Annotated in this window: 10 protein-coding genes; 5 read left to right on the top strand and 5 right to left on the bottom strand. The window is 67.1% G+C overall.

From position 1 onward, the window contains the following. Nucleotides 1-4: 4 nt before the first annotated feature. Nucleotides 5-1,558 (bottom strand): helix-turn-helix domain-containing protein, encoded by a 1,554-nt coding sequence (locus tag BST13_RS15315; RefSeq protein ID WP_083164875.1) that lies wholly within the window; start codon nt 1,556-1,558, stop codon nt 5-7. Nucleotides 1,559-1,666: 108 nt separating this feature from the next. Here BST13_RS15315 and BST13_RS15310 point away from each other — a divergent pair, with 108 nt between their 5' ends. Then, nucleotides 1,667-3,100 carry a cytosine permease gene (locus BST13_RS15310; RefSeq protein WP_083164874.1) on the top strand — a complete coding sequence of 478 codons (1,434 nt, stop codon included), beginning with the start codon at nt 1,667-1,669 and terminating at the stop codon, nt 3,098-3,100. Here BST13_RS15310 and BST13_RS15305 read toward each other — a convergent pair. From BST13_RS15305 to BST13_RS15295, 3 genes are read right to left on the bottom strand one after another with little or no spacing between them, the layout of a single operon-like run. Further along, a complete protein-coding gene (locus BST13_RS15305; RefSeq protein ID WP_083164873.1) occupies nt 3,081-4,139 on the bottom strand; it encodes a SecDF P1 head subdomain-containing protein in 1,059 nt (352 codons plus the stop codon). The two genes, BST13_RS15310 and BST13_RS15305, sit on opposite strands and share 20 nt — an antisense overlap. A 4-nt stretch (nt 4,140-4,143) precedes the next feature. Further along, entirely contained in the window at nt 4,144-5,160 is a 1,017-nt protein-coding gene (locus BST13_RS15300; RefSeq protein ID WP_083164872.1) for a peptidylprolyl isomerase, read from the bottom strand. 3 nt (nt 5,161-5,163) lie between these two features. Then, nucleotides 5,164-6,030 (bottom strand): peptidylprolyl isomerase, encoded by an 867-nt coding sequence (locus BST13_RS15295; protein WP_083164871.1) that lies wholly within the window; start codon nt 6,028-6,030, stop codon nt 5,164-5,166. Nucleotides 6,031-6,163: 133 nt separating this feature from the next. On the opposite strand from BST13_RS15295, the gene BST13_RS15290 reads away from it, so the two are divergent. Further along, the gene (locus BST13_RS15290; RefSeq protein ID WP_083164906.1) at nt 6,164-6,829 is read left to right on the top strand and encodes an MBL fold metallo-hydrolase; all 666 of its coding nucleotides are present in this window, start codon (nt 6,164-6,166) and stop codon (nt 6,827-6,829) included. A 5-nt stretch (nt 6,830-6,834) separates the two neighbouring features. Further along, nucleotides 6,835-8,109: a histidine--tRNA ligase gene (gene hisS / locus BST13_RS15285; RefSeq protein ID WP_211296098.1), complete on the top strand. Its 1,275-nt coding sequence runs from the start codon at nt 6,835-6,837 to the stop codon at nt 8,107-8,109. Between the two features lie 52 nt (nt 8,110-8,161). On the opposite strand, the gene BST13_RS15280 is transcribed toward hisS, so the two are convergent. Beyond that, nucleotides 8,162-9,823: a purine-cytosine permease family protein gene (locus BST13_RS15280; RefSeq protein ID WP_083164869.1), complete on the bottom strand. Its 1,662-nt coding sequence runs from the start codon at nt 9,821-9,823 to the stop codon at nt 8,162-8,164. A gap of 148 nt (nt 9,824-9,971) precedes the next feature. On the opposite strand from BST13_RS15280, the gene BST13_RS15275 reads away from it, so the two are divergent. Both BST13_RS15275 and BST13_RS15270 read left to right on the top strand, forming a co-directional pair. Continuing rightward, on the top strand, nt 9,972-10,406 hold the full coding sequence (locus BST13_RS15275; protein WP_201028371.1) for a hypothetical protein: 435 nt from the start codon (nt 9,972-9,974) through the stop codon (nt 10,404-10,406). 85 nt (nt 10,407-10,491) lie between these two features. Further along, on the top strand, nt 10,492-11,544 hold the full coding sequence (locus tag BST13_RS15270) for a class I SAM-dependent methyltransferase (RefSeq protein WP_083164868.1): 1,053 nt from the start codon (nt 10,492-10,494) through the stop codon (nt 11,542-11,544). The last annotated feature ends 27 nt before the right edge of the window (nt 11,545-11,571 follow it).

Here is an 11,571-nt window from a genome sequence, read left to right as displayed (position 1 = left end):
CCCGTCAACTCTGCGCGTCGGCCTCCAACGCCAGGAACAGGTCGACGCGGTCCTCTAGGCGCGTCACGTCGCGGCCCGTCAGCTCATTGATCCGGGTGACGCGGTTGCGCAGCGTGTTGACATGGACAAAGAGGGCTGCGGCCGTCTTGGCCCAGTGCCCGTCGTTGCCGAGAAACGTCCGCAGCGTGCGTTCCAGCTCGGTGCCGTGTTGCTCGTCGTGAACGCGCAGGGGACCCAAGATGTCGTCGGCGAACCGGCGCAGCACCGACCGGTCGTGCAGGCCGAGCAGCATGCGGTGCGTGCCCACGTCGGCATAGGTGCCGACGCGGGATTCGGTTGAGCGGCGCCACATTACGTGGCAGACCTCCCTGGCCCGGATCAACGGATCCCGCAGGCCGGTGGCGTCGGCGGCCAGATCCCCGATGCCCACCACGGTGCGGTCGGCGGGGAACCGCGTGGTCAGGGCTTGGATCAAGTGTTCGGCCAGGGGCACCAGGCCTGCGGAGTCCTGGTGCCAGCCGAACACCACGACGGTGTCCTGGCTGCCGGGCACCACCACAGCGGCAAGGCCGCGATGGCTGAAGAACGCCTCGATCTCGTCGGTCGAGCCGGGCGGCCGCAGTTCGTCGTTTCCGACCACCACGGTGTAGACCGCCAGCGGCGCCGACGGGTCGATGCCGAACGCGCGCAACCGTTCCGAGACCTCACGAGCGCGGGCCGCGCCGGACAGCACCATCTCGAGCAACTCGCTGGAAAAGCGTGATTCGATCGCCTGCAGCGCCTGCTGGCGGGTGACTTCGAGGCTGAGGTAACGCGCCGCCTGCTCGAGGGCATCTCGTTCGGCCGGCCGCAGCGCCGCCAGCGGCCGCAGACAAAACAGTCCCGCGTCGATATCGCCCATCGCACCCTCGACGAGATAGACCGCAGCAGTGCCGAGTCCGGGCACGTCGAGTTCCAGCGGCGGCGGGTGCCGGTTCAGGGCCTCGGCGGCGACGTGGATCTGAGCATCGGTCACCACGGTGCCCGCGAGATGCCGGCCCATGCGGTCGACCACCAGCAGCGGCAGATCGTGATCGCGGCGGAGCACGTCAAGGATGCCCTGGGCGCCACCGCCCCTGGAGATCGAACTTGCCAGCGCGTTGCCTCGACGCACCAACCGGGACAGCGCCGACTGGCGGGCCTCGGTCTGGATCCGGGCGGCGGCCTGGGTGATGGCCGTGAACGGCACGGCAATGGACACCGTCGCCAGCGGTAACTCGGCGCCTGCGCAGGATTCGACGAGATCTGCCGGGGCCGTTGGTGTCTGGTCCGTCAGACCGTAGATCAACCCCGAGGCCCGGGCCCGTTGCAGGGCAGCGACGAAGTCGTCCGACGTCACCGTGCTGTGCCAAAGGCCGTTGGTCAGAACCAGTTCCGTGGCACGGATGTAGGGCGACGGGTCGGGCAACTCGGTGTTGTGCAGCCACAGCACCTCGCGGTCGAGGGCACCCGGCGGGCCGGACACCAGCAGCGTCAACTCCAGTGTCGTGTCGTCGATCAGCGCGCCCAGGCTCAACATCGGTGTGCGTACATCCAATCGTGTTGATAGATCATGGATGTTTATACACTCGTTGCGGGATGTCGGCGGTGTTTCGATGGGCGGAATCCGATACGTGAGGAGCCCTGGATGTCGACCCGACCGACCAAACCGCTGACCACAGCCGCGCCACCACCGACAGCCGGGGTGCCGTTCGATGCCCACGGCATCGAGCCGATCGGTGCCGAAAGCCGCGATTGTTCGCCATGGGAGCTGTTCTGGATCTGGTGTGGCGCCAACATCGCACCGATCAACTGGGTGCTCGGTGCGCTGGGCATTACTCTCGGCCTGAGCCTGGTCGAGACGCTGGTCGTGGTGGCCGTCGGCAATGTCATCGGCTGTGCGGTGTTCGGGGGGTTCAACGTGATCGGGCACCGCACGGCGGTGAACCAGATGGTGCTCGGGCGTGCCGCGTTCGGCTTGTCGGGGGCGGTCGTGCCGGGCCTGGTGCAGTTCCTGCTGACGATGGGATGGGTGGGAGTCAACACGTGGGTGGTGCTCGACCTCGTGATGGCGATGCTCCGCGAATTCGGATTGACCGGTGGTATCTGGCTGAAAGTGGTTGTGGCAGCGGTGATCATGGCTGCCCAGCTGGGGTTGGCGCTCTACGGCTTCTACGCCATCCGCAGCTTCGAGAAGTACACCGTGCCTGCGACGGCGCTGGTGATGGCGGTCATGACGGTTCTGGCGCTGGTGACCACCGACGTGCACTGGTCGTTGGCGGGGCAGGCGATGAGTTCGGGGGAGAAGTTCACCGCGGTTACACAATTGCTCACCGCCATCGGCATCGGCTGGGGGCTGACGTGGATTCCCTACGCATCGGACTACAGCCGCTTCGTGCGGGTGTCGGCGTCGTCCAGGTCGGTGTTCTGGTCGTCCGCGTTGGGCATGTACGTGCCGACCGTGTGGCTGGCCGCGCTTGGTGCCTGCCTGGCCAGTGCCGGTGCCGGCAGTGATCCGTCGGCGCTCGTGGTATCGACGTTCGGAGTGATGGCGGTGCCGGTCCTGCTCTTGCTCGTGCACGGACCCATCGCGACGAACATCCTGAACCTCTATTCATGCTCGCTGGCGGCGCTGTCCATCGGTGTTCGGGCGGCGCGGTGGAAGGTGACATTGGGTGCCGGGCTGGTGGCGTCGATCGTGTTGGCCGTGTTCGTGGAGGCGGACAGCTTCGCGCAGGCATTCGACAACTGGATGGTGTCCGTCCTGGTGTGGATCAGCCCGTGGGCCGCGATCATGGTGGTGGACTACGCGGGTGTGCGACGCGGTGTCCTTGACGTTGCGGGCCTGTACCTGCCCGCACGCGAATCCGGTTGTGCGCGTTGGAACATGGCCGGGTTGGTCAGCTTGGCCGCCGGGATTGTGGCCGGTTGGGCGTGGCAATACGGTTTGGTCCCGGCGATGCAGGGTCCGGTGGCCACCGCGCTCGGCAACACCGACTTCTCCTGGCTGTCCGGCAGCGTGGTGGCCGGTGGGTTGTACTGGGCGCTGGGCCGTCGCACCGTCACAACTGCGGCGGCGTAGCGCGGCGCCGGATCAGCCATCCGGTGGCCACGACGATGACCGCCAGCAAGTCGATCCCCGCGACGATGATGGGCACGCGCATCAACGTGGAAAACCTTGTCGCCGTGAGCGTTGCGGGCTCGGCTGAGTCGAGGGTGAGGACCACCGGCAACATGCCGGACTGCAGTGTGCCGGCCAGCTCGCGTGCGTCATCGGCGGTGAAGCGGCCACTGATCTGGGTACGGCCACCCGGGATGGCCTCTCGGATCTCCGGGGCGCTGATCACCCGGGTGTCGAGGGTGAAGGCCGTCTGGGCGCCGATGTTGGCGGCCGTGAAATCCGCCCACGTACGCGCACCGGAGCCATCGAATTCCAGGTCGACGACGTGCTGACCGTTGCGGTCGTCCCAGTGTGCCGTGGCGCGGCGGACATTCGCCCCGGTGAGAATCGACTTGTTCAGCAGGTAGACGGTGTTGCCGTCGGTGGAGCAGGTGACCAGCGGCAGGTTGGGGTCGTCGTGGCCGGCGAGCTGGTCGTCGTCGCCGCAGCGGGTGGCCTGGAACTGCAGCGCCAGGATCTGGATCGACGGATTGGTGCTCTGCCTCAGCTGCTTCTCGTCGGCACTCCTCGCCGGGTCGGCGGGTTTCGGTGGCGTGGTCGGCGTTGCGGGCGCACCCCCGGGCTTCGCGGGCATCGCGTGGATCACCGGCCGGATGGTCAGCTGGCCCATCCGGGTGATGTCCGGGACCACGTCGGGCCCGCCGGCCGGCACGGTGGCCACCAGCTTCGTGCCGTCGGCGGTCACCGACGCACCGGGGACCTTGAGCCCCTCGAGCCGCCGCTGCACGACATCGGCCGCAGCGGCCAGCGCGTCGGATGTGGGCGGTGCACCGTCCGTGGTCCGGGCGGAGAAGGTCAGCCGGGTGGCGTCCCGGGTCTGCCAGATGCTCCTGCTGGCGAACACCGCCAGCCCGTAGCCGAGGATCGCCAGGAGGAGAGCCAGCACCACGAGAAGTCGGGGTACCGCGGTGGGCCGGGCGGGTGGTTGCTGCGGATACATCGGGTCAGTCCAGCCGAGCTGAGGTGATGGTCACCGGGGTGGCCGGCTGCCCGTCCTGCCCGCCTCCGGCAACTCCGCCTGCGGCGATCTTGTCCAGGGTGGCCAGCCCGGTGGCATCGATGGTGCCGAACTTGGTGTAGTTCGGCGGCAGCTGAGAGTCCTGGTACACCAGGAAGAACTGGCTGCCGTTGGTATTGGGCCCGGCGTTGGCCATGGCCAACGTGCCGCGCGGATAGAGGATCGGCTGCTGCAGCGCAGGGTCGCCCGGTGGGTACTGATCGACGGGGTACTCGTCGGCGAACTCGTAACCGGGGCCGCCGGTGCCCTTGCCCGTGGGGTCACCGCATTGCAGGACCGACAGCGAGCCCGAGGTGAGCCGGTGGCACGGGGTGTTGTCGTAGAAGCCCTGTTGGGCCAGGCTCGCGAAGTTGTTGACCGTGCACGGCGCCTTGCCGTTGTCGAGTTGCAGGCCGATGTTGCCTTGGTTGGTGGTGATGCTGGCGCTGACGGTGGCCGGGACGGTGGGGACCGTGCCAGCGCGCGGCGGCGTATTCGGCTTGTCTGCCGCACCGGAAGCCGGGTATTGGCAATTGGAGCCGGCGTTGGCCCGTGGTGACGGCGACGGCGGCAACGTCCCTGTCGGTGGTGGCGGACCGGTGGGTTGCGCGGTCGGGGAGGGATACGCCGTGGCGCTGCTGTCGATCGCCCCTTTGAGTTGCCCGAGGAAACCGGCGGTGAACACGCTGGCCACCACCACGAGAACCACCGAGAGCACGGTCAGCGCAGTCAAGAGATAGCCCAGCACGAGGCCGACGATCGCGAGGCTGCGGCCCTGTTCCCCGGTGCGGCGAATCTGTGACAGCGAGATGTGCCCGAAGATGATGCCGAGCGGCGCGAACAGGAATCCACAAATCAGCGCCGCGATCGCCATGCCGTTGGTCGGCCGCGGCGGCTGGGGGTACCCGACCGGCGGGGGCGGATATCCGGGCTGGTATCCGCCCTCCGGCGGAGGAGTCGTCATGGGCTAGTCCAGCAGGACGGACTTCAGCTCGACGTCGGTGGCCGGCTTGCCGTCCTGACCGCCGCCGGCCACACCGGCCGCGGCGATCTTGTCGAGCGTGGCCAGGCCGGTCGCGTCGATCTTGCCGAACACCGTGTAGTTCGGCGGCAGCTGCGAATCCTTGTAGACCAGGAAGAACTGGCTGCCGTTGGTGCCGGGGCCGGCGTTGGCCATGGCCAGGGTGCCCCGCGGGTACAGCACCGGCTGCTGCAGCGCTGGGTTGTCGGGCTGGTACTGGTTGGCCGGGTATTCGTCGGCGAACTGGTAGCCCGGGCCGCCGGTGCCCTTGCCGGTCGGATCACCGCACTGCAGCACCGACAGGCCGCCGGCGGTCAGCCGATGGCACGGAGTGTCGTTGAAGTAGCCCTGCTGAGCCAGGCTCGCGAAGCTGTTGACGGTGCACGGTGCCTTCGCGTTGTCCAGCTGCAGGCCGATGTTGCCCTGGTTGGTCGTCACGCTCACGCTGACCGTTGCCGGATCGGTGGGCACCTTGCCGGTGCGCGGCGGGTTCACCTTCTTGCTGGCCTCGCCGGCCGCCGGGTACTGGCAGTCCGCGCCGAGGTTGGCCGGCGCCACGAACGCAGGCAGCTGGCCGTTGGCGGCGGGCTCCGCCGCTGCCGACGGCGTGGTGGTGGCGGCAGAGGCTGTGGTGCTGCCCGAATCCCGGTTGGCGACGTACAGCCCGACGCCTGCGCCGATCACCACGATGGCGGCCACGACCGCGCCGACGATGGTCAGCAGGCGGCGCTTGCGCTCTTGGGCTGCGCGACGCTCCAGCTGGCGTTCGAGCTTGCGCTTGGCCGCCGCTCGTCGTTGTTCGTTGGTGGGCACCGCGTTCGTCCTCTTCCTCGTGTGCACGTCAGGGGATGTTCCGATTCGCATCGAGTGTGCCAGGTGATGCCGGCCATGGGCCTGTCGACCCGCGTGAACAGGAGGTGTGATTCCGGCGTGGGAAACTGGCAACGTGTTGATCACCGGATTTCCGGCCGGGCTGCTGGCGTGCAACTGCTATGTCGTGGCGCCGCGGCCCGGAGCTGACGCGATCATCGTCGACCCAGGTCAGCGAGCAATGGGGCCGCTGCGGCGAATCCTCGACGAAAACCGGCTCACCCCGGCGGCGGTTCTGCTCACCCACGGTCATATCGATCACATCTGGTCGGCGCAGAAGGTGGCCGACACCTACGGCTGCCCGGCCTACATCCATCCCGAGGACCGGTTCATGCTGACCGACCCGATCAAGGGATTCGGGCCCCGGCTGGCGCAGCTGGCGCTGGGGGTGTTGTTCTCCGAACCGCGTCAACTCGTCGAGCTGGACCGCGACGGCGACAAGGTCGAGCTCGGCGAGCTGACTGTCGTCGTCGACCACACGCCGGGGCACACCCGGGGTTCGGTGGTCTTCCGACTGGCTGGTGGCCCGGCGGATGTGGTGTTCACTGGCGATACGCTGTTCCGGTCGTCGGTAGGACGCACCGACCTGCCCGGCGGCAGTGGCCGGGACCTGCTGGGGTCGATCGTGACAAAACTGTTGGTGCTCGACGACGACACCGTGGTACTACCTGGACACGGTCCGCGCTCGACGATCGGGTACGAACGCCGTACCAATCCATTTCTCGAAGGTTTGACTCTGTGACTGAGATTTCCGCTTCGCCTGTCGCGTTCCAGGCTCCCAAGGGCGTCCCCGACTACCTGCCGCCGGATTCCGCGCAGTTCGTCGCGGTGCGGGAGGGGCTGCTGAGCTCGGCGCGCCGCGCCGGATACGGCGATATCGAGCTGCCGATCTTCGAGGACACCGCGTTGTTCGCGCGCGGCGTGGGGGAGTCCACGGACGTCGTGTCCAAGGAGATGTACACGTTCGCCGACCGCGGCGAGCGCTCGGTGACGCTGCGTCCCGAAGGCACCGCCGGGGTGATCCGCGCGGTCATCCAGCACCGGCTCGACCGCGGGGCGTTGCCCGTCAAGCTGTGCTACTCGGGGCCGTTCTTCCGCTACGAGCGGCCCCAGGCGGGACGCTATCGCCAGCTGCAGCAGGTGGGCGTCGAGGCCATCGGTGTCGACGATCCGGCGCTGGACGCCGAGGTGATCGCGGTCGCCGACTCCGGCTTCCGGTCGCTGGGGCTCGATGGCTTCCGGCTGGAGCTCACCTCGCTGGGCGACGACACCTGCCGCCCGGCCTACCGCGAGCTGCTGCAGGCCTTCTTGTTCAAGCTCGATCTCGACGAGGAGACCCGGCGGCGCGCGGAGATCAATCCGCTGCGCGTGCTCGACGACAAGCGGCCCGAGGTGCGCGAGATGACCGCCGACGCGCCCTTGATGCTCGACCACCTGTCCGATACAGCGAAGCAGCACTTCGAAAGCGTCCAGGCGAACCTCGACGCGCTCGGCATTCCGTACGTCATCAACCCGCGCATGGTGCGGGGGCTGGATTACTACACCAAGACGACGTTCGAGTTCGTCCACGACGGGTTGGGGGCGCAGTCGGGTATCGGCGGCGGCGGCCGCTATGACGGGCTCATGCGCCGGCTCGGGGGTCAGGACGTCTCGGGCATCGGTTTCGGGCTCGGCGTCGACCGCACGCTGCTGGCACTGCAGGCCGAAGGGAAGACCGCGGCCGGTGCCCAGCTCGGCGTGCAGGTGTTCGGCGTGCCGCTCGGGGAGGCCGCCAAGCTTGAGCTCGTCAAGCTGGCCGCCCGGCTGCGGGCCGCCGGGGTGCGCGTCGACCTGGCCTACGGCGACCGCGGTCTCAAGGGCGCGATGAAGGCGGCCGACCGGTCGGGCGCCAAGTACGCGCTCGTGGCAGGCGACCGCGACATCGAGGCAGGGACCATCGGCGTCAAGGACCTCGCGACCGGTGAGCAGGTCGACGTCGCCGCCGATGTCGTTGTCGCCGACCTGCTTTCGCGCCTGGCCTAGCACCGCGAGCGTGCGTGTCTGACTCTCCACACGCCGCTCGCGGTGCGACGGGTTAGCTCTGCGCCGGTAGCACGTGGTCGGCGACCTTGTCTGTGCTCAGGCACAGCGAACACACGAACGCGTCGTGGGTCTCGCACTTGAGCATGTCGGGCCGCTCGTAATCGTGATGGCACACATGGCATTTGAGGTGTTCACCGGACGGGTTGCCGAACTCGTCGAACATCGGCAGATCGATGCCGTCGTCGGTGCGCCGCAGGTAGTACTTGCCCTTCGTGGCGATCGCGAAGATCGGCGGAAGCACGATGCCGAGCCCGATTGCCACCAGCGGCGAATACGGTCGCACGGTCTCACCGAGCCCGCCGAAGAACGCCAGCACCGACAGGCCCGCCGCCAGCAGCATCGACCCGAAGCCCACCGGGTTGAAGGCGTAGAGCATGCCGCGGCGGAACTCCGGCTCCTTCGGTGACAGCTTGAGCAGGTACTTGTTGAAGACGATGTCGCTGGCCACGACCACCACCCAGGCCATGCCGCAGTTGGCGTAGAAGCCCAGGATCGTGTTGAGGAAGCTGAACATGTCGGCTTCCATGAGGATCAGGGCGATCAGCAGGTTCACGCCGAGGAACACGATGCGTCCGGGGTAGTGCTTGGTGACGCGGGTGAACGAGTTGGTCCAGGCCAGCGAGCCCGAGTACGCGTTGGTCACATTGATCTTGATCTGGCTGATGACCACCAGGGCGACGGCCAGTGTCATCGCCAGCCAACCCGGCAGGAAGTTCTGGTAGATCTCCAGGAACTGGTGCACGGGCTGGTTCGCGATCCCGGCGCTGTCGGCGACGTTGGCGATCAGGTACACCGCCAGGAACAGGCCGACGATCTGCTTGATGGCGCCGAAGAACACCCAGCCCGGGCCGGCCAGGATCAGCCAGGTCCACCAACTGCGCTTGTTCTCGGGCGTCTGCGGTGGCATGAAGCGCAGGTAGTCGTTCTGCTCGGCGATCTGGGCGATGAGCGACAGACAGACACCTGCGGCCAGCAGCGTCGAACCGAGGTCGAACCCGCCCTTGCCGTTCTCACCTTGGTAGGCGAAGAACTGGCCGACCGACTCGGGATGGGTGACGACGAGATAGACGAACGGTGCCACCATGAGGATCAGCCACAGCGGTGTCGTCCAAACCTGCAGTGTGGAAAGCACTTTCATGCCGTAGATGACGAGCGGGAAGATGATCAGCGTCGACACGGCGTAGCCCAGTGACAACGGGATGTGCAGGCCCAGCTTGAGGCCCTGGGCCATGATCGACCCTTCGAGCGCGAAGAAGATAAAGGTGAAGGTCGCGAAGATGACGTTGGTGACGACCGAGCCGTAGTAGCCGAACCCGCTGCCGCGCGTGACGAGGTCCAGATCGATGTTGTAGCGCGCCGAGTAGTAGGCCACCGGGAACCCGGTGAGGAAGATGACGACCGTGAAGATCAGGATGCCCCACAACGCGTTGGTGGTGCCGTACGAGATCCCGACGTTGGCGCCGATCGCGAAGTCGGCCAGATAAGCGATGCCCCCCAACGCGGAGATGCCGACGACGCGCGTCGACCACTTGCGGTAGCTGCGCGGCGCGAACCGCAGGGTGTAGTCCTCCAGGGTCTCCCTGGTGGCGGTCATCGTGTCGAGGTCGTCCTCGACCAACTCGTCCGGTGGCTTGCTCCCAAGCTCTTGTGTCATGCGGCGAAATTAGGAGCGGCTTGTTACCCGGCGATGACGGTCATGTTCCCGGCGTGAACAGTTTTGTGAACCCGTCCACCCGCTCTGCCTGGCCCCGTGGGCATGTCACATCTGTAACAACCCGGTAGCGTGCCTCGATATGAGGAACATGCGAAACGTGACGAGCAGGGTCGGAGCCGCGTTGGCGGTCGCGGCAGCATCTATTGCGGTGGGGCAGACCGTCGGTACTTCGGTGGCGCACGCCGATCCGGCGGCCGGACACCAGGTCCGTTACACGCTGACGTCCGGTGCTCCCTACGATTTCGACCTCTACTACCTGGCGACGCAGCCGCCCAACAAAGACGTCTACAACGCCGATCCGTACAAGTACCTGCAGAAGGCTTCTGTGAACGTCGGGCCGGACAACCCCTGGGTTTTCGACACCACGCTCGCCGACCCGCAGTGGGCGATCTTCACGATCAGCAGCACCACGCACGGCGGCCGTGAGGCTCCCAACGCGCACTGCGAGATCTCCGTCGACGGCCAGATCGCCACGCAGAACGATCACCCCTACAGCCCGCGGTGCCAGCTCGGCCAGTGGTAGTTCGCCACTAGCTCCTCGGTCGCCTGCGGGAGTACCTTCAACCTGCACGCAGTTTGGTGCGCGGCCGCAGGCGAAGGAGCTCACGATGGCCGTCGACGAAGGCAAACTCAACGCATTTCTGGGTCAGGCGGTCGGCGACCTCGGCGCCGCGATGAGCGCCATTCTGGTGCTGATCGGTGACGAGCTCGGACTGTATGCGGCGCTCGCCCGGGAACGGCTGACGTCCGGTCAACTGGCCGAGCGCACCGGGACCAGCGAGCGCTACATCCGGGAATGGCTGGGCAATCAGTGCGCGGGCGGATACGTCGATTACGACGGCGACACCGACACCTACCACCTCAACGACGAGCAGGCGTTGTGCCTGGCCAATCCTGACGGCCCGGTCGATCTGCCCGGCGGCTACTCGGTCATCGAGGACCTGTTCCACATCAAGGACCGGGCCCTCGAGAACTTCCGCACCGGCGGCGGCATGGAATGGGGTGAACACCATCCCTGCCTGTTCCGCGGCACCGAACGGTTCTTCCGGGCCGGGTACAGGGCGAACCTGCTGTCATCGTGGCTGCCTGCGCTCGATGGCGCTGTCGAGAAGCTCGAATCCGGCGGTCGGGCCGCGGACGTGGGGTGCGGGCACGGTGTCACCACAATCCTCATGGCACAGGCATTTCCGAATTCGGAGTTCGTCGGCATCGACTACCACGGTCCTTCCGTCGAGACCGCGCGCGAGCGCGCTGACGAAGCCGGCGTCGGCAATGTGAGCTTCGAAGTGGCTGATGCGACCACGTATCTGGGCGACGACTATGACCTGATCGCGTTCTTCGACTGCCTGCACGACATGGCCGACCCATCCGGTGCGGCGCGGCACGCTCGGCAGGCGCTCAAGCCCGACGGTCACTGCCTGCTGGTCGAACCGTTCGCGGGGGACAGCGTGGCGGAGAATCTCAATCCGGTCGGCAGGGTGTTCTACGGGGCGTCCTCACTGGTGTGCGTGCCCGTGTCACTCGCGCAGAAGGGCCCGGCCTTGGGTGCGCAGGCCGGCGAGTGCCGGTTGGCCGAGGTGATGGTGAACGACGGCGGCTTCACGCGATTCCGCCGTGCTGCCCAGACGCCGTTCAATCTGGTGTTCGAGGCACGGCCGTAGCGGTTTGACAAATGGCTCGAACAGTTG

Origin of the sequence: Mycobacterium aquaticum, from assembly GCF_002086485.1 — a bacterium.
GTDB classification, from domain to species: Bacteria; Actinomycetota; Actinomycetes; order Mycobacteriales; family Mycobacteriaceae; genus Mycobacterium; species Mycobacterium aquaticum.
This window is presented reverse-complemented; position numbering and strand designations above follow the sequence as displayed.